Below are 21984 nucleotides of genomic sequence, written 5' to 3' on the forward strand. Positions count from 1 at the left end.
ATGAAAAAAGTAGTGCTTAGCCTGGGAGTTCTTCTGGGCAGCCTCTATGGTCCGGCCCATGCGCAGCAAGCTGCCGAATGGAAGTATGTGCAAGGCAAGATCGTGACGCCATGGGCGGAAAAAGTGGTTGCGGCAAATCCGCTCCCGGAATATCCCCGTCCGCAAATGGTGCGCCCAAACTGGCAGAATATCAACGGCTTGTGGAACTACGCCATCGTTCCCCAAAGTGCAGGCGACACCAAACCTTCTACTTTCGATGGCAAGATATTAGTCCCGTTTGCGGTGGAATCCGCATTGTCGGGTGTGGGCAAAACGGTAGGTAAGGACAGCATTCTCTGGTACCAGCGCTTAATCGATTTTGCACCGAAATTGAAGGACCAGCGTGTGCTGATCCATTTTGGGGCTGTGGACTGGAAAGCCGAAGTTTTCGTGAATGGTAAACCAGCGGGAAGCCATCAGGGCGGCTACGACCCGTTCAGCTTCGATATTACCGACCTGCTTGTGAAGAAAAAACAACAGGAAATCGTCGTTAAAGTGTGGGACCCGAGCAGCGACGGCCCTCAGCCGCGCGGCAAGCAGATCAAGAACCCGCATGGGATCTGGTATACCCCGGTGACCGGTATCTGGCAGACTGTTTGGCTTGAAACGGTTGCGACCAGCCATATTGCCAAGGTTACCCCGGTAGCTGATATTGATAAACAAACACTTACCGTAAATGCGGAGGTAGCAAGCGCTGCGGCGACCGACAAGGTGAAAATCGCGGTCTGGGACGGTGTGAACAGAGTTGCAGAACAAGAAGTAGCGCCTAACCAGCCGGCTACGCTGCATATCAGCGACGCGAAACTCTGGTCGCCCGATTCGCCTAACCTTTACAACCTGACCGTGACGCTTACCCGCAACGGAAAGGTGGTAGATGAGGTGAAAAGCTACGCAGCTATGCGTAAAATCGGTGTGCAGGTGGATGAGAACGGCATCCAGCGCATGACTTTGAATAATAAGTTCCTGTTCCAGTATGGCCCGCTCGACCAGGGCTGGTGGCCAGACGGCCTTTACACGGCGCCTACCGATGAGGCGTTGAAGTTTGACATTGTCAAGACCAAGGAAATGGGCTTCAACATGATCCGGAAGCACGTGAAAGTAGAACCTGCGAGATGGTACCGCTATTGCGATGAATTGGGTATGCTCGTTTGGCAGGATATGCCGAGCGGCGATCTTGGCAACAACTGGGAAATGCGTCCGGGTATTACCGGAAATGAAACGGACAAAAAGCGTACGCCGGAGTCTGAAAACATTTACAAGACCGAATGGAAGGCGATCATGGACGCCAACCGTTTCTTCCCGTCGATCGTGGTTTGGGTGCCATTCAATGAGGCTTGGGGGCAGTTTAAAACCGCCGAAATTACCAACTGGACAATGCAGTACGACCCCTCACGCCTGGTGAACAGCGCCAGTGGCGGTAACTTCGAGCCGGTGGGCCACATTATCGATTTGCACAACTACCCTGCGCCGGTTATGCCGCGTCCTGATTTGTTCGGGCAGAAGCAGATCATTGTTCTGGGAGAGTTTGGAGGATTGGGTTTGCCGGTCGACCAGCACGTTTGGCAACAGAAAGATAACTGGGGTTATCAAAGTTTCAAAAATCAGGAGGAGCTCTACAACCGCTATGAAACATTTATCAACCGTTTCGAGCCGTTGATCAAAAAGGGACTTTCAGCGGCGGTTTACACTCAGACGACAGATGTGGAGGTGGAAACCAACGGATTGATGACCTACGACCGGAAGGTGATCAAATTCCCTGAGACGAAATTGAAACAGATCCATTCGAAGCTTTACGATCCTTCGTTTGTGAAGTTGAAACCGTAAGTCAGGTAATGCATTACACGAAATAGCCCGGATCGTTCCGGGCTATTTTCATAAAAACGTTATGACGAAAGAAGTTACTTCCCTTTCATCTGCGCTTCCACGACGGCAATCGCCACCATATTCACGATCTCCCGCACCGAGCTACCCAATTGCAGTACGTGTACCGGCTTTTTGAGGCCCAGCAGGATTGGTCCGATCGTTTCGAGCTCGGCAGCTTCTTTGAGCAGGTTGTAAGCAATGTTACTGGCTGAAAGGTTGGGGAAAATCAATGTATTCGCACCGCCGTCGACCAGGTCGCTGAACGGGTGGTTTTCCTTCAACAATGTGGTGTTAAACGCAAGGTGTGCTTGTAGCTCACCTTCCACGATCATCGACGGATTGCGTTTTTTCAGGATCGCGGTCGCGTCGCGCATTTTTTCGGCGTCGGCACCTTTGGCGCTGCCGTAGTTGGCGTAGGTCACCAATGCAATGCGTGGCTGAATGTTGAAACGCTCCACGGCCTTTGCGGTCAACTCGGTAATTTCTACGATATCATCGACGGTAGGGTCGAGGTTGACGGTCGTATCGGAGAAGAACAACGGGCCTTTGGGTGTGAGCAAAATGTACATACCCGCCACCTTGTTGACGCCTTCCTGCTTACCGATTACTTGCAGCGCAGGGCGGATCGTGTCGGGGTAAGTTCTGGTCAGACCGGAAATAAATGCATCCGCTTCGCCATTTTCGACCATCATCGAGCCGAAATAGCTTTTGAAATACATCGTACGACGCGCCTCGATTGGCGTGAGGCCTTTTCTCTGGCGTTTTTCGAACAATTTGGCCGCATATTTCTCGATCATCGGATCGCTTTCCGCTGCACGCGGGTCGATGATCGACACGTCGGCCAGGTCGAGCTTGCTTTCGCGGATCAAATGCTGGATAGTCTCCTTATTGCCGAGCAGGATTGGCGTTGCGATACCTTCGTCGCGCACCTGCTGGGCCGCACGCAATACCTGGATGTTCTCAGCGTCTGCAAAAACGACCTTTTTAGGGGCAAGTTTTGCTTTGTTGAGGATCACACGCGAAATCTGCTCATTGCGTCCCAAACGGCTCGAAAGCTCCTGTTCGTAAGCATCCCAGTCGGTAATGACCTTGCGGGCTACGCCGGTTTCAATGGCTGCTTTCGCCACAGCGGGTGCTACCGTCGTGAGCAGGCGGGGATCTACCGGTTTTGGGATAATATAATTTTTGCCAAAAACGATATTCGTCTCATTGTAGGCGAGATTCACGATATCAGGCACCGGTTTTTTGGCAAGATCGGCCAACGCGTGAACCGCTGCGAGCTTCATTTCCTCGTTGATTTCCGTCGCGCGTACGTCGAGCGCACCCCTGAATATGTACGGGAAACCGAGCACGTTGTTCACCTGGTTGGGATAATCGGAGCGGCCGGTAGCCATGATCACGTCTTCGCGCGCTTCTACGGCATCCGGATAGGGGATTTCAGGGTTAGGGTTCGCCATCGCGAGCACGATCGGGTCTTTGGCCATGGACTTTACCATTTCCTTGGAAACGATATTGGCAGTCGAAAGTCCGAGGAAAAGGTCGGCGCCTACCATGGCTTCTTCCAGCGATCCGTAAGCTTTATCGGTTGCGAATTGCTTTTTCATATCGCTCAGATCCGTGCGGCCATTGTGAATGTGGCCCTTGGTATCGAACATCGCGATGTTCTTCGGACTGGCGCCCAGCGCAAGGTAAAGCTTCGTACACGACACCGCGGATGCGCCCGCACCGGACACGACCACGCGAATGTCTTCAATCTTTTTATCGACGAGCACCAATGCATTCAGCATGGCCGCGGCGCTGATGATGGCCGTTCCATGCTGGTCGTCGTGCATGACAGGGATATTGAGCTCCTTTTTGAGGCGTGCTTCAATTTCAAAGCATTCGGGAGCCTTGATGTCTTCGAGGTTGACGCCCCCAAAGGTTGGTTCGAGAATTTTGACAGTCCTGACAAACTCATCCACATCTTTGGTGTTGAGTTCTATGTCAAAAACATCGATATCCGCATATATTTTGAAGAGAAGGCCTTTCCCTTCCATCACAGGTTTGGAAGCTTCAGGGCCGATATCACCGAGCCCAAGCACAGCTGTACCGTTACTGATAACGGCCACCAGGTTGCCCTTGGCAGTGTATTGATAAGCATTTTCTACATTATCCGCGATTTCCAGACAGGGCTCTGCCACGCCGGGCGAATAGGCAAGCGAAAGGTCGCGTTGGGTACTCGTTTCTTTGGTGGGGATAACCTGTATTTTTCCTGGTCTACCCTTGGAATGGTAGTATAGCGCGTCTTCTTTTCTAATCTTTTTGTTCATACCTAAGTTGACGATGTTTCGTGCAAGGTACAAACAATCGGTTCACCGCAATGAATTCTCAGAAGGTATTCGCGAGAATTTCATTACGGTTTTTTGAGACGCCCGGTTACATTATTTATTGGAAAGTAGAAAGGTCGTCGTCGGCCAATGAAGGGCTTTTGACCAATTTTTTACGCTCTTTGACGGAAGCAATGCGTTTTTTGAGAAAATAGGCAAATACCATGTACAATCCGAACATTCCGATGTAAATGTAGAGCGAAGCCGTGTTGGTAATGTCGCCGTGGAATGTGAAAAATAATGCGGTGTTCACGATTGTTACCATCCAGAGGGTGAAGGATGCCCAGAAGTGGTTCAGGCCATTGTCGATCAGGATGTGGTGCATGTGATTGCGGTCGGCCACGAAGGGCGAGCCTCCTTTGAAAATACGCACGATAAATACGCGCAAAGTGTCGAAAATCGGTACGATCAGCAGCACCATCACGATGATCGGCGCGTTAAAATACGCACTCGGATCGTGCAGGTAGCCCACATTCAGCGAGAGGAATTCGACAGCGAAAATAGACAACAGGTAACCGACGATCAGTGAGCCTGTGTCGCCCATGAATATCTTGCTGGTTTTCGAAAAGTTGAAACGCAGGAAACCGAGCAATGAACCCGACATCGCGAATGCAAGGCAACCGAACGAGAAGTGGTCGTTGGCGATAAACCACAAGCCGAACCCCAGACCTGCGATCAGGCTGATACCACCCGCCAGACCGTCGATGCCGTCTATGAGATTAATAGCATTGATGATCGCGATGAATATGAAAACGGTGAGCGGAATGCTGATGAAGTCCGAAACGCCATGGATACCGAAAATACCGTAGAAGTTATCGACCTTGAAATTGCCCATTGCCACGAGGATCAGGGACGCAAAAATCTGGATAATGAGCTTCTTGGTAGGGTCTACGGCAAGAATATCGTCCTTGATCCCCAGGAAGAACAGGATGATCATCCCGGTCATCGCCAGGCTGATCAGATTCGAATCGAGGATATTCTCCGAATGCGGCCACAAGAAGTAGGCGATCAGCGTGGCTGCGAATATGGCGATACCACCCAGCGTAGGCGTTTCCGTTTCATGTGAGCTTCTGAAACCCGGCTTTGCAGTCAAGTGCAGCAGGTTCGAAAGGTTAATGATAATCGGTATCGAAATGATCGAAAGAAAGCATCCGATCAAAAATGAGAGAAGGCATTGATAGATGTCGTGATGGACAAGCGTATTGACGTTTCCTTCGGTCAATATTTGCAGAGGTAGTTGTAGTTCCATGTGCCTGTCAAATTAGGAAGTGCGTTGAGGACGGATCGGAAAATCCAAATCAAATATCGAAATATAAACCATTAATTGAAATATGCAAATGCCTGAATATCAAAATATTTACTATATGGTTTAAGGTACTTAAGTTGACTTCCGAGCCTTAGATAAATTGTATTATTTTTCTCAAAGGTTTTAACCACAAAGTATAAAACCGGGGTTTCAAATTGTTGATTTTCCAGGCCAGCCGGTCGTTCCGGTTGGCCGCGATACGGTTCTTAAGTGTGCTGTTGCTGACTCCTCCCGCCCGCATTTTTACGAGGACTTTCGGCAGGTAAGCAAGCTTGATGTTTTCACGATGTACAAAGCGCAGCATCAGTTCATAGTCTGCCGCGCTTCCCAGATCGAGGCGGAAGCCCCCGTGTGTGTTGTAGACCTCTTTCCTGACGAAAAAGGTGGGGTGTGGCGGCATCCATCCGTTCAGAAACGCACCAACCTTGTATGCACCAGAGACCCATTTTCTGCGTACCACCGTTGCATCGTTTGCATCAATATATTCAAGATCGCCATAGGATGCGTCGAAGTCGCCGGATGCCAGCGCGCCGGCCACCTCGCTAATCACCGACGGGTATGCATAAAAATCGTCGGCATTCAGGATTCCTATTACATCACCGGTTGCCAATTGTATGCCTTTGTTCATCGCATCGTAGATTCCGGCATCAGGTTCACTCAAAAAACGCGCGATCTTGTCACCGTATGACTGTACGATCTCCTGGGTACCGTCCTTCGAATTTCCGTCGACGATAATGTACTCGATATCCGGGTAATCCTGTCCGAGGACGGAGTCAATGCAGTGGCGGATCGTCGCCGCGCCGTTGTACACAACAGTAAGTATGCTTACTTTCAACTGGTTATAGTTCTTGTTTTGATATATTTTGCAGGATTTCCCTGGTAAATTCCGTAAGGTTCCATATGGCTGGTAGCCACAGATCCGACGGTCAGCAATGCATGAGAGCCCACCTGTACGCCCGGGCAGACGGTCGCCTGCGCGCCGATCCAGGAGCCTGTTCCGAGGGTTATGGGCTTCACAATCAGGTCAAATGTGCTCTTTCTATAATTATGATTGCCTGTCAGAAGCATCGCTCCCTGGGACAGGCATGCGTTTGATTCAATAGTCACCAATGTGAGGTTGTCGATCCACACATTCTCGCCGATCCAGACATGGTCGCCTATTTGCAGGAACCAGGGATATTTCACGTTTACCTTTGGCTTAATCACAACGCCCTTTCCGATCTTCGCGCCGAACAGCCGGAGCAATGCAACCTTGAATGCGGAAGGGTAGGGAATGTGTGTGTGTATGAACAACCTGTTCAGTAAATACCAGATGACCAGCTTCGGATAGCCACCCGGATTGTACCAATCGTTGTTATATACGGACAGATTGGTTTGGGTTTCTGAGGTCTTTTCCATATTCTGTCCTGAAATGTGATATAATGGCGTCCTTGTCCCTTCCTACGCGGTGATATACTTCGTAAATCTTGGCATCCACCAGGAAGCGGTACCAAAACCCCTGTAAAACGTGCCAGATGAGTCCCTTTGTTCCATCCAGGAAGCCTAATTTGATGAAATACCTGAATGTAAAGTAGATAAACGGCCTCGTAAACAGCGGCATATTAGCGTACTTGATTTTCAGAAAGCGTGTGCGTTGCTCCTGGCTGCCCCAGAAACTGGGTTCCACGGTCTCCTTGCTATCAAAGTTATATTTAATGTTCAACAGGTCGATGACCTCCCGGATTGCGTAATTGTTATGCTTCTGCGTCCACCAGGTGAGGTTATTGAGGTTATGATCGACGATGTCGTGCTGTAATTGGGCGGTCGTGCCGCTGCTGAGTTTAATATGCTCGTCCATCCACAGCTCCTCGCAAATACCCAGCCCGCGCCGCCAAACGCGCAGGAGCCAAATCGGGTAGTACCCGCCGCGACGGATCCATTTTTCCATAAAAATCACCCTGCGTTTCACATAAAGCCCCGAAACATGCTCCGGCACTTGCGCAAGAGAACTGTTCAGTTCCGCAGCGAGTTCGGGCGTAATGTACTCGTCCGCATCCATGCGCATGAGCCATTGCGTCTGGAAAGGGTTGTTTCGGATACCGAAATTGAATTGGAATGCGTAGGAAACCCAGGGATTTTGAACGACCGTAGCACCCAGACTTTCGGCGATCGCCACGGTATCGTCGGTGGAAAACGAATCGACGATGAAAATTTTATTGGTAACCTGTAACAGGCTTTGAATGCACCGGCCGATGTGCTTGGATTCGTTGTGTGTTAAAATGATGACGGATAAATCAATCATAGCGGTTACATTCGGCTGCAAATGTAGTTACTTTTTTTGAACTTTCTTGTATTCTTCCAATAACTGATTGGCAACCACCCGGATGTCAAAATTTTCGGTTACCATCTTGTAGGCTCGATTTGCAATGCCTTCGGCGTAAGGCTTGTCTTGTAATATTTCAAGAAGGCCATCGGCCACCCCGTCGCTGGTCAGGGGCGTCAGGAATGCCGCATCGTAGCGTGCAATGTAATCGCCGAAGCCGACGCGATCGGACACGAGCGCGGGTACGCCCGAGGTCATGGCTTCCAGCACGGCGATCGAAAACCCTTCGGAATAGGAGGGGGAAACGAACACGTCCGCATCAGCCAATGCCTCCTTTTTGATAGTGTCCGTCAGCATTCCCACCAGTTTAACCCTTCCTTCGAGGTGATGTTTGCGGATAAAACCTTCCGTTTCTGCCTGGTAACCGTCGTCCGGCCCGGCCAGGATAAGCTGCGCGTTGGGCAGTTGTTCATGGACTTTCTGAAATGCGGGCAAGAGCAGGTCGAGGCCCTTCTTAATATTCAATCTGGCCAGAAAAAGCACCATTTGCTGATCGGGCGAGATACCGTGTTTAGCCCTGAAAAGACCCTTTTCGGGCAAATGCGAGCGGGTATACTCGTCGAGCTTCATGCCATTGGGCACGATCACCATGTTTTTCGGGCGGTAACCCAGGTAACGGATCACGTCCTGCTCCTCGTCGGTGTTGTTGATCTGGATCAGATCGGCCTTGCCAAGCAGCCTTTTTTGGTATAACAAAGTCACCAGGTCCTTCTTCCATTTGCTGTGGGCCACCGCCCATTTGTCGAGCAGTCCGTGAATGGTGATCACTTTCACCGCCTTTGAAGGGATCAGGAACGGCGCCAGGCTGCCGAAATGCCATATTCCGTGCATATGTACCACGTCGTATTCGTGGATGTGCTTTTTTAGGTATTTGTACAATTCGACAGAAAACTCGCGGTAAAAATTGCTCACGGGCGTTGTGCGCGCTACGGCGATCAGGCGCGCGCCGTCCGGCACGGGGTACATTTTCTCGCCGGGCGTCATCGGGCTGAGGATATCGACCTGATGGCCTTGCTTGACGACCTCGGTAGTGTGGTCGTAGATAATGCGGGCCGGGCCTCCGATTGCCCATGTATATGCACAAATATTGAGTATTCGCATGCTGGGGGTTAATGTATAGTTGTGTTCGTTATGCTTCCTGTTATTTGGCGGCCAGGTCGCGGTACGTTTCCGCCATTTGCGCAGCCACCGGGCCGGACGCGAATGGCGCGATCAGTTTTAATGATTCCTGTCCCATTCCGGCGATGCGGTGAGGATTTTGGATAAAATAGGTTAATTGCTTCTCCAACTCGGCCTGGTGTGCGTGATTAAATGTAAACCCGTTTACGCCGTCCCGCACCAGATCGCCGGCGCACCCGCAGGTTTCGGACACAATAACCGGCATTCCGCATACCATCGCCTCGTTCACCACCAGTCCCCACGGCTCCGATTGGCTGGGCAACACCAGCACATCGCTCTGCGCGAGCCAGTCGGGTACCTGGTACCAGGGAAATCCGCCTGCGAAAATGACTTTATCAGCCACGCCGGAATCGGTCACCAGGTTTTCAAGGTTTTCCTTTTCAGGCCCGCCGCCTACCAAAAGCAATTGCCAGTCCGAGCCGGTTTGTTTCACAACCTGGCTGAATGCGCGGATGAATGTTTCCAGATTTTTCTCCGGCGCGAGCCTGCCTACGTAAACGAATTTCCTCGTATTGGGCTTTGCTGCTACATTAAGCTCCTTTTTCGCTTCATCATACCGCTGCCGGATTACCTGCTCATCGATCACCGCCGCATTCCGGACCTTAATAGCGCTTTTGGCCACGCCCAGACTTTCCAGGTATTCGGCCGATGTTTTACCAAAGCAAAAAAATGCGTTGGCGCGGCCAACGATCACCTTTTTGATCGCTTCTTTCCACCCCGCACGGTTATGATCGGCTGAGGACGATTCTGACGAAATCACCACTTTTACGCCTTTTGCGCGCGCATAAAACATGAGCAGCACCTGCGCCCAATCGAAGTAGCCAGTGATATTGAGAACGTCGGGCCGGTATTCGTTGAACACGCTGAAAAGCGCTTTGCGCCGCTCGCCAAAGCTTACCTGGTCGAGGCTGCGTTCGAAAAGTACTTGGTAAGGATAATCATAGGTGATCGCATCGTCATTTTGCATTACTTTCCGGCTCGCCTCATACAATGCGATTTGCGCAACAAGTAGCTCATCCGCCGGATTGGCCTGCCTGATGGCGAAGTTGATCTCACTGAAAAGCTTCGATTTGTAATGGGCCCATAGTTGGTTGTGAACAATCAGTACGCGCATTATTTCCGAAGGTTGAGGTATTCCTGAAACAATGGGTACAGGTTGTCGGCCAGGAAAACCTGCCCGCCGCTGTTGAAATGCACGACGTCCATTTTCCGGTAACGTTCTTTCGAAACGCCGAACTGGAATTCGTCTATCAGTCTGATATTCTTCTCTTTGGCAAATGCGATGATTTCCTGCCCCTGGTCATTGAACCGGCCCAGGTCGATCTCGGAGATTTCCGGATGCAGGTAAATGAACATTGGAATATGCTGCTGCTTGGCAATTTCGTAGATCTGTTCGTAGCCGGGATTAAATGTCAGACCGGGCTTGCGGATGCCCGCCTCGTTGAGCTTTCGGGCTTCTACCGTGTCCTCAACCGCCTTCGCGTCCGCGGCTACGTGCGCACTGTCGGTCACGTCAGGTTTGACAATCGCAATTTTTTCCTCCTTCTTTTCCGGTTCGGGCGTCAGGAAAAGGGTATCCAGGAAATAAAAGAACATCCAGCGGTAGCGGTCCCAAAGCTCGTAGAGCGCCACCTTATATTGTTTGTCGGGCCATCCCGGATCGACGCCCACCGGGCTCTGGTGCGACATGATGTCGTGCGCGTCGTGACTGCTGGTAACCAGGCAGATCAGCTTGGCCTTGAAAGTGCCGTATTTTTTGAGATAGGCAGCAATATTATCCGGCCCCCACGATCCGGCAGAGATATTCAGAACGCGGACACGCTTGTTGAAATCTTTTAAGAAACGTTTTTCGAGCAGGGTAGAAGCAATGCTGTCCTGATCGGTAAGGCTTCCGCCATTGACGACCGAATCGCCGATCAGCAATATGACGAGGCTATCGGTAGGCAGTACTTCCTCGTTCCGCATGGAGAGGCTGTTGGTCCGCAGCACCTGGCCGAACCTCTTTACGTCCTGGTTTGGTGCATATATATATTCAAAATCAGGATCAGAAACGTAGAGCGGCGAGTTACAAAAGCCATATTTTACCCTTAATACAACCTCGGTAATCCCCGCAAGAATGACAATGGCAATTAAAAAACCGTAAACAAACTTTAACATCAAGTGAACGTCTTCTGCGTCGAAAGTGACTGCAAATTTAGGATTACTTTTGCCAATTACTGCTTTTTCGACTTTTCGTTAACTAAATATGTCGGTATTTAATCAGGCATCATCGCCGTTGCCGACCTTCCTCCCCGGTGTTCAAATAGATCCCCAACTGTCAGTAACTGGCACGAAGCCGGAACAACCATGGCGCAAGGGTTCAATGATCCGTCAGCTGGCACAAGTCTTTATTACGGAGCGGTTTCAGTTTTGTATTAATCAAAATCTAAAACAGCGCATCATGGGCTTTATAGAATCAAAAGGGGGAATTGCCCGCGAGCCGGTGCAGCTCTTTGTGCATGAGGTAGGTCAGGGCAAACCTGTTGTGTTCATTTCCGGCTGGCCGCTCAGCCATGAAATGTGGGAATATCAGTTCAACGTTTTGCCCAAACACGGTATTCGCTGCATTGGCTACGACCGCCGAGGGTTTGGGAAATCGGACAAGCCATGGAATGGCTACGATTACGATACGCTGGCAGCTGACCTTAAATCGGTCATCGATACGTTGGAGCTGGACGAAGTGGTGCTTGTCGGATTTTCGATGGGTGGAGGCGAAGTAGTGCGTTACCTGAGCAAATATGGCAGCGACAGGGTTTCCAAAGCGGTTCTGATCAGTACCGTGCTTCCTTATATGCTCAAAACCGACGATAATCCGGCCGGTGTTCCGCAGGACCTGTTCGATGGATTTGTGAAAGATGTCGAGGACGACCGGCCGAAATTTCTGGCCGGGTTTGCCAAAGATTTTTACGGAAATGCATTTCTGAACAACGCTGTGAGCGATGAGCTGCTGCAATGGCATAGTATGCTGGCCTTGCAGGGGTCGGGACGGGCTACCACGCAATGTATCCGCAGTTTCAGCGCCACCGATTTTCGCAATGAATTATCGCTGCTGGATGTGCCGGTCCTCATTATTCATGGAGAAGACGATAAGACGGTACCCATCCAAGTAAGCAGCGAGCGTACGTCCCAAATGCTGCCCGGCGCCGAATATATTGTTTACGAAAGTGCGCCGCACGGCCTGTTCGTGACGCATAAGGAGCGCCTGAACCAGAATCTGATCCAGTTTATTAATCAGGAGGTTGTGACGATCAGCAATCCGTACACCGACATTTCGACCTAGCATCAGAAAATCCGATTTTAAGCTTGCAGGGGGCGATACCAACGGTTCGCCCCTGCTTTTTATGCGATCATTTCGATCAGTTCAATGCGGTTTCCGAATGGGTCGCGGAAAGAGAAGCGGTTGCGGTCGGGGATTTTGCTGTCGTTTTTAATGGCAATGCCGTGTTTTTCAAGCAATGCACGGGCTTCTTCCAGATTATCCACTTCAAATGCCGGATGGCGCTGCGAGACACCGAGCACATCCTCAGCCCGGATATGCAGCTGAATATCACCCATCTGGAACCATATCGCGCCGTGAGGCAGCGGGTAACCCAGGTCAGTTAGTTCTTCAAGCCCCAATACTCCGCCATAGAATTCCCGCGCCTGCTGCTCGGTGCCAGGCGGGATGCAGAGCATGATGTGGTCGAGTCTTTTGAATTTAATTTTCATAATTAGGAGTGATTTTGGGCATCAAAGCTACTGCCATATTTTGGATAAACGTTTCAGAATCGCGATTCCTTCTTTATAAGATGCTGTTCATATATGATTTTACGTGTTCGCGCAGGTTCGTTTTCACTGCTGCCCAACTTACGGCTAGTAAATCGACCGGATCTGGTTGCTGGTCCGCGTCGTTAAAGTAAACGAGCGAGCGGACAATTTGACCTGGGTCGCTTGCAGGATATTTTTGAACGTAATAATCCATCATTTCCTTTATGGTGAACTTTGACGAAAGGGCATAAATATCCCAAAAATCCTTTTTTGCCCCTCTACCCGCTACGGCTCCCAGCTTCATTGCAACCACATCCGGCAGTGATGCGAGTCTCATGCCGTCAACGTTATCAACTACTGAAATATCGTTGTACTGATGTCTGATCAGGTCAGTCTTTACGCCATTGATTTGATACAATAGGGTCTGATTACGAGCGCTTAATTCGATAGCTTCCGGAAATGCCCGGGCGATCGCATCTTTTACCTCTACCATGTCAAACGTATTGGCTGTGAACAGATCAATATCTATTGAAATACGGTGACCGAGCCGTAAAGCAAGATTTGTTCCACCCACAAGGGAAAACGATGCCAACTCCGGCAATGCCAGGAGTTGCTTCAAAAGTTCCAGGGTTGATTCTGCGACTGTCTCCGTGTGTAGCATTTAAAATCGTTTATATGGAGGTCGAATGCGACGCAAATAAAATTCAGGACGTCCTTTTTGAGATAGGCAGCAAAAATAATCCGTTCCTTAAATCGATTGACGCCATAAAACCGGATTACGTTTAGGAAGTCGTTCCAGGTTCCATAGTTGGCGACCTTTTCCATCACGAATAAATCCTTTTCCTGAAAATCGATCTGATCGAAATCGACATCCCAGAACGCGGTTTTTGAAACGATTGGTTTAGCAACGGACGAGTTTTCCATTTCGCTATTAATTTTTCAGAGGCCCTTTACTGACCTCTTTCCCTTCCTTCCAAACGGATTCGATCTTTCTTGTGTTCCGGATGTCGTCGAAAGGATTGGCGGAAAGGATAAGGAAATCGGCTTTTTTGCCCTTTTCAAGTGTACCTTTTTCGTTGTCGATCCGCAGGGCGGTGGCGGCATTGCGAGTACCGACGACGATGGCTTGGGCGGGAGTAAGGCCGGCTTTGACCATCAGTTCCAATTCCAAATGCTCTGTAAATCCCTGGGTGCGAATGGGGAATGCGCCGGAGTCGGTGCCAAGAGCCACCTGGATGCCAGCATGATGGATTTTCTTCAAATTGATCATCGCCGTATTGAATGCCGACATATTGCGATGGTAATCCGGCGAGTTCCTGATTTTTTCGGCATAAGCCTTGTCCGTAATCATTTCAAAAACACCCGGTTCGAGCGAGGCTTTGAAAAATGCGTCGTTGATCCAGTCGGGACTGCCCGCATACGCGAACTGGTATTCATCCAGCGATAGCGTAGGGATATAAGTCACGTTTTTCTGCTTCATTTTGGTAAGCAGGTCCTGGTCAACTTCCTTGTCGCGGATGCTATGGGCGATAATGTCTATTCCGGCCTCGGTAAGCTTGCGGGCGTCTTCGACGTAGAAAAGATGGGCTGCTACGCGGATATTGCGTTTGTGCGCCTCCCGAATGATGGCCTGGTAAACCTCAGGCTTCATTTTCTGTGCATTGCCTCCATGGTCATCGACCCAGATTTTCACGACCGTAGGCTTCACAGCCGCCACTTTTTCCATCATGGCCGGCACGTCTTCGGGGGTATTGGGGCGTTGCAGCAGGTTCATCCATGAGCCGGGGTTGGGATCGGGTGTGTTGAAACCATAGCCTGCCGAATAGAGCCTTGCGCCCGGGAGCAGTCCGGCCTGGGTAGAATCGATAAATCCATTGAATATAAGCGGCCGGTCGGTGCCCATGGCGAGCACCGCGCTTACCCCGTAATCCTCGTATTTTTTCAAGTGCCTCAGCAAATTCTCGCGGGTGTAATTATCGGCCGACGACGTTGTGCCTTTGAGCGTGCCCACGTGTGCATGCGCACATATGAGCGAGGGTATGACGGTTTTGCCGCTCAAATCGATTTCGCGGGCACCTTCGGTTTTGATACCTTTTTGAATGGCGGCAATTTGACCGTCGGTGATCAGAATATCCGTGTGGGTGCGTGCCGCGGAGCCCGTTCCGTCGATCACTGTCGCATTTTTTAGAAGAACGGAACCCGTATTTTGGGCAACCAAGCCGGCCGGGCACAAAAGGCCGGCCATTTGAAACAGTAACAATAATTTCTTCATGTGTTACGGATTTAGGATTTAAATAAACAGCCGGTGTATTGGTACGTATTTTGATGAAGGGAAAGGCGCGCGCCGGTTTGGTGCGAAAATTAAAAACATCAACACCTAAAAAAATAATATCATGGCTAAATATTCGAAAAAGGCTGGTGAAAAGGTGGAACAGGCCCTACATGAGCAAAAAGAGGGAAAGTTGAAATCCGGTTCCGGGAAAAAGGTTACTTCCAAAAAGCAAGCCATTGCGATAGGCTTATCCGAAGCGCGTAAAGAAGGTGCAAAAGTTCCCAAAAAGAAAGATTAACAACAAGTTACAAATAAAGCCCTCCTTTCTTAGTCCTGAAAGAGGGCTTTTTGATAAATAATGTAAAAGGATAGATATAGATGTGGCATTTGCATTAGAATACTTTAAAATTAGCCCCTGCACTGGTTTATAATCCTTAAAATCGTCGAATAACTGCTATATTGTACGGACACTACTGACGTTTCTAATTGTAAGTTTTTTGAAAATGAATGACCTGAGGAAGGAGCTCTTGAAGCTGCTGCAAAAGGATGAGCGTGTTTTCGACTTTATCCAGGACTCGGCCACAGACGGATTACTAATTTGGAGGTATTCAAATCCTGAAGATTGCTGGACTGACAAGAAATTGCAGCAAACAATCGCGCCCGGTCCGGGATTTCAAAAAGGCAACGACGTGCCTGCTTCGCTTTTTGAAAATGTTTCCTTTTCATTCCATATAAAGAATGTGCGCGCAGGTCTTTCTGAAAGTCAGGAGCCGCACCACGGCATTGTGAGGCTCCTTCGCGATAACGTACAGTCGTTGCGGTTGGCGGTTACTTCTATTTGCGTATTTGCAGAACCGTACGGATGGCTCGTTTTGTCGGGCTTCCAACGCGACGACCTGCCTGAACTGCCGGGATTGATTACCAGCACCGAGCTCTACCAGTGTTTTCTGAACAGCAATGCGATTTATGTAACAAGCATCGATCTGGAAGGAAACTACAAGTATGTCAACGACTATTTCTGTGAATTTTACGGGCTGGAAAGAAGCGCGATCATCGGCAGATCATCGTTGGGAGGCATTGTGCCCGAGGATATCGAAAAATGCCTGCATGTGGGCGAGCAATGCTTCGTCAACCCGGGAATTCCGCAGCCGGTCGTACTTCGAAAGTACTCGACGCTGGATGGCGTAAAAACGACTCAATGGGAATTTACAGGCATCGCCGACGAAAACGGTGTGGTCGAGGAGATATTCTGCATCGGATACGACATTACCCAGCAGCTCAAAGTGCAGGAGGACCTGTCGGTGCTGGTATCCAACATGCAGGATGTGCTGTTTACGATCTCTCCCTCGGGCGTTTTTAGCTATGTATCGCCAAGCTGGACGTCCATGTACGGGCATACTATTGAAGAAACGGTAGGGAAGCCTTTCACCGAATTCATCCACCCCGACGATTTCCATGTCTGTTTCGAGGCGCTGCGTATTACGGCTGAAACCGGGGTGCCGGTGCCGGGTGGCGTCGAGCACCGGATCAGGCACAAGGACGGGTCGTGGTCTTGGAGCAATACCAGCGCCAATATCGACCCGGTGAGCAAGGAGATCATTCTCACGAGTCACGACATTACCGAGTTGCGAAACTCCCGCGAGCGGCTCAGGGAGCTGGCCATTGTTGCCTCCAACACCACCGATTATATTGTTATTACAGATAACCAGGGCTATATCACATGGGTTAACAAAGCCTACGAAACCCATACCGGTTATGAGCGGAAGGAAGTTAAAGGCATGAACCCGCTGGTCCTGCTGCGCGGGCCGGAGACCGATCCCGATACCCTCGACCGGATTTGGCAGGATTGTAAGGAGAAAAAGGTTGTGCGGGAGGAAGTGCTTTGCTACACCAAAGCAGGCGCAAGCTACTGGGTCGACCTCAAAGTGACCCCCGTTTTCGATGACCACGGCAACTGTACCCATTTTATAGCGGTTGAAAGGGATATTACCGCCCGAAAAGCGGCAGACCAGGAGCTCAGGCGGATCAAGGACATTCAGGAGCAGACCAATAGTGTTGCGCGTGTAGGCGGGTGGGAGCTGCACGCACGCACGGGAGAACTCTACTGGTCGCCTACGACGAAGGAAATCCATGAAGTGCCGCAGGATTACGTGCCGGAAACCAGTACGGCCATTCATTTTTATAAAGAAGGGCATAGTAGGGAGGTTATTACCAGGGCGGTGGCTGAGGGATTAGCTAACGGAACGCACTGGGATAGCGAGTTGCAGCTGGTGACGGCCAAGGGCAATGAACTCTGGGTGAGATCGATCGGGAAGGCCGAGATGGTGGATGGCGTGTGCGTTCGCGTGTACGGGGCATTTCAGGATATCACGCACCGCAAGCAGGCGGAGATGGATATCAAAAATTCGGAAGCCAAATTCCGGAGCTTGTACGATTCCACCAGCGACGCGGTAATCCTTTTTGACCACACAGGCTATCTGGATTGCAACGATGCCGCGTTGAAAATGTTCGGGATTGATTCCGTGGAGACTTTTCTGAGTATGCCCATGGGCGATTTGTCGGGTTTGAACGAATTGGGTATGGAAGACCACAAGGACGAGGGCAAGAGGCACGTACAGATGGTATATGAAAAGGGGACACACAGTTTCGAATGGAAGTACAGGCGTTTCGGCGAATCGAAGGAGTCGTTTATTGCCGAAGTATTGCTCAACCTCATGAAGGTCAACGATTCGGAGATTATCCAGGCCGTGATCCGTGACATCACGCTGCGGAAACGCGCGGAACTTGAATTGCTTGAAGCCCGGGAACATGCCGAGGCGGCCAGCAAGCTGAAATCGGAGTTCCTGGCCAATATGAGCCACGAAATCCGCACGCCGCTGAACGGCGTGGTCGGGTTCACCGATTTGCTGATGAAAACCAACCTGGATGAAACCCAGCAGCAATATATGTCGATGGTATTTCAGTCGGCCAACTCGCTGATGGACATTATCAACGACATCCTTGATTTTTCTAAAATAGAGGCCGGCAAGCTCGAACTGACACCCGAGAAAACCGATTTGCTGGAAATATGCGGTAAGGTGGCTGATATGGTGACCTACCAGGCGCAGCAGAAGCACCTCGAAATGCTGCTGAACATCCCCGCCGATATTCCTCAGTTCGTCTGGTGCGATTCGGTTCGGTTGCGTCAGATCCTGGTGAACCTGCTCAGCAATGCCGTCAAGTTTACGGGCCAGGGCGAAATTGAGCTGAAAATAGAACTCCTTCAAAAAATAAGCGGTCTTGACTACACATTCAGGTTCTCAGTCCGCGATACAGGCATTGGTATTGACCCTCAAAATCAACGCCGCATTTTCGAAGCATTTTCGCAGGAAGATTCTTCCACCACCAAGCGGTTCGGCGGTACGGGGCTCGGCCTTACCATTTCCAACAGCCTGCTCGGCCTGATGGACAGCCGCCTGCAACTCGTGAGCAGGCTCGAACACGGCAGTACTTTCTTTTTCGATGTGACTTTCCGTGCGATCGAAGGCGAGGACCGGTTTGAATGGGAGAATGTAGAGCAGATCGAAAATGTGCTCGTGGTCGATGATAACCTCCATAACGGGCAGATTTTGAAGGATATGCTCGCTAACAAGCGGATTGCCGCAGACTGCATCCGCAGCGGCGAGGAAGCATATGAGCAGCTCGCTGCGGGCAAAGAATATGATGTGATCCTGATGGATTGTCAGATGCCGGGGTGGGACGGGATCGAAACGATCCGGAAGCTCCGGAAGCTGGAAGGTAAAGCCGGCAATCAACCCGTGATATTGCTGAACGATTCGTTTGACGAGGAGGCGCTCAGTGCATTCGGAAATGAGCTGGACATCAAGTATTTTTTGGTTAAGCCGGTTAAAATACAGCAACTTTTTCACGCGCTTTCCGATCTCGGGCCTAAAACGAAAACCCCGGAAAAGCCGGCAAAAACAGTGACACAAGGGAAATTATCGGTAGAAACTTACGAAACAGGCGAAGTGAAAATACTCATAGCGGAAGATCACAAGATCAACATGCTGCTGGTTAAATCAATGCTGGGTAAAATATTGCCGGGCAGCGAGCTGATCGAAGCGGCAAATGGTAAGGAAGCGATCGAGGCGTTCCACAGGACCAGCCCCGACATCGTTTTTATGGATATTCAAATGCCGGAAATGAACGGGTACGAAGCCACGCGCGAGATCAGGCAGGCGGGCAACCCGCACGTGCCGATCATCGCGCTTACTGCCGGTACGGTTGTGGGCGAGCGTGAGAAATGTATCGAGGCCGGTATGGACGATTATCTCACCAAACCGGTTTTAAAGGAAACACTCGAATCCGCCGTCAGGAAATGGCTTCGTAGGGAGGACTAGGCGTCCCCGACTAGGCGTCCCCGACTGGGCGTCCCCGACTGGGCGTCCCCGACTAGCCGTTAACGACCTGTCCACCGTTCGGGTGCAACACCTGCCCGCTCATGTACGAAGCGTCCTCGCTGGCCAGGAACACATAGCATGTGGCCACTTCGCAAGGCTGTCCCGGGCGTTTGAAAGGGGTGTCTTCTCCAAATTTTTTCACCCGCTCCGAATCGAAAGTGGATGGAATGAGCGGTGTCCATATTGGTCCCGGCGCTACTGCATTCACCCGAATACCTTTTTCCGCCAGATTACCGGCCAGCGACCGGGTATAAGCGACAATCGCGCCTTTGGTAGACGAGTAGTCGAGCAACGACGGACTGCCCCGATAAGCTGTAATGGAAGTCGTATTGATAATAGTGTCGCCCTCTCCCAAATGCGGCAATGCGGCTTGCGTGAAGTAGAAAAACGAGAAAATGTTGGTCGCGAACGTATCGTTCAGCTGATCGGGCGAAATCTGGTCGACGCGCTCCTTCGGATGTTGCTCGGCCGCATTGTTGACCAGGATATTCAGTTTCCCGAACTCATTCACCGCACGGCTTACCGCTTCCTTGCAAAACGCCTCGTCGCGGATGTCGCCCTGAATAAGCAGGCAACTTCTTCCTTCTGCCTCTACCATAGCTTTGGTATCGGCGGCATCCTGATTTTCATCAAGATACACAATGGCCACGTCGGCGCCTTCCCGTGCGAAGTGAACGGCTACCGAGCGGCCTATACCGCTGTCGCCGCCGGTAATGAGCGCCGTTTTGCCGTCTAATTTGCCGCTGCCGCGGTAATTTTCGCGGATCACGATCGGTGCCGGATCCATAATCTCCTCAATGCCGGGCTGTGCGCCTTGCGTCTGCCCGTGGGTGTCTATGTCGAAGCTCATAATGCTTGAATGTTTTTGTGGATGCGGCGCACTCTTAAAAAGGATATGCCAATGGCTGCTCCCGGCACGTAGCGGCCGAAAGAATGGGCTGCTACGGGAAATGAGTAAAGATTTTCACAGTGTAGTGTATGCATAGGAGCCCCAAAGACGTGTTTCAATGCTTCGAAAGGCTTTCGGCATGGTTATTAATGCAAGCCACGCGATGCGGCCGCAAGCGTGGGCCGGCAAACGTAGGGTATTATGGATTCAAAAAAGGTGGTGATCATCGGGGGAGGTTTCGGGGGGATTAACCTGGCCCAGAAGCTATCCCGGAATAAATCGTTTCAAATCGTGCTGGTGGATAAGAACAACTACAATTTCTTCCCGCCATTGCTCTACCAGGTAGCGACCGGTTTCCTGGAAGCTTCCAATATCAGCTATCCGTTCCGCAAGTTTTTTCAGGACAAATCCAATCTCCGGTTCAGTCTGGGAGGGTTTGAAGCGGTTTTCCCGGAGGAAAAAAGGATATCGACCGAGAGCGGCGATATTCATTACGATTACCTGGTATTCGCGACTGGTACGGAGAGCAACTATTTTGGTATGGAGAATGTGCGGAAAAACGCGGTGCCGATGAAAACCGTGCAGGATGCGCTCGCGTTGCGGAATCATATTCTGAGGCTGAAAGAAAAGGCGACTAAGGAGACCGACCCTGCTATCCGTAAAAAGCTGCTTTCCATTGTAGTGGCAGGCGCGGGCCCGACGGGTGTGGAGGTCTCGGGAATGCTGGCGGAAATGCACAAGAGCATTTTCAAAAAAGATTATCCCGAATTGAAAAGGGAAGAAGTGCAAATCTACCTCGTCGATGCGCTACCGGTGGTATTGAACCCGATGAGCAAAAAATCGCAGCAGGAGACGCTTGCGGAGCTGCGCGGTCTGGGTATTGAAGTGCTGCTGAACCGCACGGTGAAAGATTATAGTAACGGAATCGTCACATTTGCCGATGGCAATACGATCGAAACCGAAACGCTGATCTGGACCTCGGGAGTGATCGCCACGGCATTGCCTGGCCTGCCCGAGGAAGTTTTCGGTAAAGGCAGGCGCGTGTTGGTAGATGCTTATAACCGTGTGAAGGGTTTTGACAATATTTTTGCGATCGGAGACATTTGCCTGATGACAGCCGACGAAAATTTTCCAAACGGACATCCGCAACTCGCCCAGGTGGCCATTCAGCAGGGACGAAACCTGGCGCATAACCTGTCCGAGTGGCAGGAGGGACGCCCGCCCAGGGCATTTAAATATCATGACAAGGGCACGATGGCGATCATCGGTGTCAACAAGGCGGTGGCCGACTTGCCGGGCTTGCATTTCAAGGGCTTTATCGCTTATTTTCTGTGGCTGGTGGTGCATTTGTTTTCCCTGATCCGTTACCGCAACCAGGTGAAAACCTTTTACAACTGGATGGTCGCATTCTTCACAAGGGACCAGTCCCTGCGTTTTATCCTGGATTCCAAGCCGGAAAAGCCGGTACGTTGATCACCACCAT

The 21984-nt window shown here is 50.7% G+C and carries 18 protein-coding genes; 5 read left to right on the plus strand and 13 right to left on the minus strand.

The annotated features are described in order from the left end of the window. Complete coding sequence (locus tag J7619_RS19030; RefSeq protein ID WP_291202067.1) at positions 1-1863, plus strand: glycoside hydrolase family 2 protein; 1863 nt, start codon at positions 1-3, stop codon at positions 1861-1863. A 74-nt stretch (positions 1864-1937) separates the two neighbouring features. On the opposite strand, the gene J7619_RS19035 is transcribed toward J7619_RS19030, so the two are convergent. The 8 genes from J7619_RS19035 to J7619_RS19070 form a co-directional block, all read right to left on the minus strand. Beyond that, positions 1938-4211: an NADP-dependent malic enzyme gene (locus J7619_RS19035; protein ID WP_291202070.1), complete on the minus strand. Its 2274-nt coding sequence runs from the start codon at positions 4209-4211 to the stop codon at positions 1938-1940. Positions 4212-4326: 115 nt separating this feature from the next. Beyond that, entirely contained in the window at positions 4327-5517 is a 1191-nt protein-coding gene (locus tag J7619_RS19040; RefSeq protein ID WP_291202073.1) for an MraY family glycosyltransferase, read from the minus strand. A 148-nt stretch (positions 5518-5665) separates the two neighbouring features. Next, complete coding sequence (locus J7619_RS19045; protein ID WP_291202077.1) at positions 5666-6409, minus strand: glycosyltransferase family 2 protein; 744 nt, start codon at positions 6407-6409, stop codon at positions 5666-5668. Further along, positions 6406-6972, minus strand: coding sequence for a putative colanic acid biosynthesis acetyltransferase (locus J7619_RS19050; protein ID WP_106595151.1), 567 nt, complete (start codon positions 6970-6972; stop codon positions 6406-6408). Before J7619_RS19050 ends, J7619_RS19045 begins: the two co-directional genes overlap by 4 nt. Beyond that, positions 6929-7855, minus strand: coding sequence for a glycosyltransferase family 2 protein (locus J7619_RS19055; RefSeq protein ID WP_291202082.1), 927 nt, complete (start codon positions 7853-7855; stop codon positions 6929-6931). Before J7619_RS19055 ends, J7619_RS19050 begins: the two co-directional genes overlap by 44 nt. 27 nt (positions 7856-7882) lie before the next feature. After that, positions 7883-9037, minus strand: a complete 1155-nt coding sequence (locus J7619_RS19060; protein ID WP_291202085.1) for a glycosyltransferase — start codon at positions 9035-9037, stop codon at positions 7883-7885. A 40-nt stretch (positions 9038-9077) separates the two neighbouring features. Beyond that, positions 9078-10229 carry a glycosyltransferase family 4 protein gene (locus J7619_RS19065; protein WP_291202088.1) on the minus strand — a complete coding sequence of 384 codons (1152 nt, stop codon included), beginning with the start codon at positions 10227-10229 and terminating at the stop codon, positions 9078-9080. After that, entirely contained in the window at positions 10229-11272 is a 1044-nt protein-coding gene (locus tag J7619_RS19070) for a hypothetical protein (RefSeq protein WP_291202091.1), read from the minus strand. Before J7619_RS19070 ends, J7619_RS19065 begins: the two co-directional genes overlap by 1 nt. A gap of 283 nt (positions 11273-11555) precedes the next feature. On the opposite strand from J7619_RS19070, the gene J7619_RS19075 reads away from it, so the two are divergent. Beyond that, positions 11556-12434, plus strand: a complete 879-nt coding sequence (locus J7619_RS19075; RefSeq protein WP_291202094.1) for an alpha/beta fold hydrolase — start codon at positions 11556-11558, stop codon at positions 12432-12434. A gap of 59 nt (positions 12435-12493) precedes the next feature. Here J7619_RS19075 and J7619_RS19080 read toward each other — a convergent pair whose 3' ends face one another. From J7619_RS19080 to J7619_RS19095, 4 genes are all read right to left on the minus strand, one after another. Further along, a complete protein-coding gene (locus J7619_RS19080) occupies positions 12494-12862 on the minus strand; it encodes a VOC family protein (RefSeq protein ID WP_291202096.1) in 369 nt (122 codons plus the stop codon). 73 nt (positions 12863-12935) lie between these two features. Beyond that, positions 12936-13520 carry a nucleotidyl transferase AbiEii/AbiGii toxin family protein gene (locus J7619_RS19085; RefSeq protein WP_291202098.1) on the minus strand — a complete coding sequence of 195 codons (585 nt, stop codon included), beginning with the start codon at positions 13518-13520 and terminating at the stop codon, positions 12936-12938. Beyond that, a complete protein-coding gene (locus tag J7619_RS19090) occupies positions 13517-13825 on the minus strand; it encodes a DUF6922 domain-containing protein (RefSeq protein WP_291202101.1) in 309 nt (102 codons plus the stop codon). Before J7619_RS19090 ends, J7619_RS19085 begins: the two co-directional genes overlap by 4 nt. A gap of 7 nt (positions 13826-13832) precedes the next feature. Then, positions 13833-15173, minus strand: a complete 1341-nt coding sequence (locus tag J7619_RS19095; RefSeq protein ID WP_291202104.1) for an amidohydrolase family protein — start codon at positions 15171-15173, stop codon at positions 13833-13835. A 121-nt stretch (positions 15174-15294) separates the two neighbouring features. Here J7619_RS19095 and J7619_RS19100 point away from each other — a divergent pair, with 121 nt between their 5' ends. Both J7619_RS19100 and J7619_RS19105 read left to right on the plus strand, forming a co-directional pair. Then, positions 15295-15471: a DUF6496 domain-containing protein gene (locus tag J7619_RS19100; protein ID WP_291202107.1), complete on the plus strand. Its 177-nt coding sequence runs from the start codon at positions 15295-15297 to the stop codon at positions 15469-15471. A gap of 205 nt (positions 15472-15676) precedes the next feature. Beyond that, positions 15677-19552 (plus strand): PAS domain S-box protein, encoded by a 3876-nt coding sequence (locus J7619_RS19105; RefSeq protein ID WP_291202109.1) that lies wholly within the window; start codon positions 15677-15679, stop codon positions 19550-19552. Between the two features lie 52 nt (positions 19553-19604). Here the strand turns inward: J7619_RS19105 and J7619_RS19110 are convergent, their stop codons facing one another. After that, a complete protein-coding gene (locus J7619_RS19110) occupies positions 19605-20462 on the minus strand; it encodes an SDR family oxidoreductase (protein ID WP_291202111.1) in 858 nt (285 codons plus the stop codon). 240 nt (positions 20463-20702) lie between these two features. Here J7619_RS19110 and J7619_RS19115 point away from each other — a divergent pair, with 240 nt between their 5' ends. Then, positions 20703-21974 carry an NAD(P)/FAD-dependent oxidoreductase gene (locus J7619_RS19115; protein WP_291202113.1) on the plus strand — a complete coding sequence of 424 codons (1272 nt, stop codon included), beginning with the start codon at positions 20703-20705 and terminating at the stop codon, positions 21972-21974. Positions 21975-21984: the final 10 nt, after the last annotated feature.

The sequence above is a fragment of the Dyadobacter sp. genome, from assembly GCF_017744695.1.
Lineage (GTDB): Bacteria > Bacteroidota > Bacteroidia > Cytophagales > Spirosomataceae > Dyadobacter.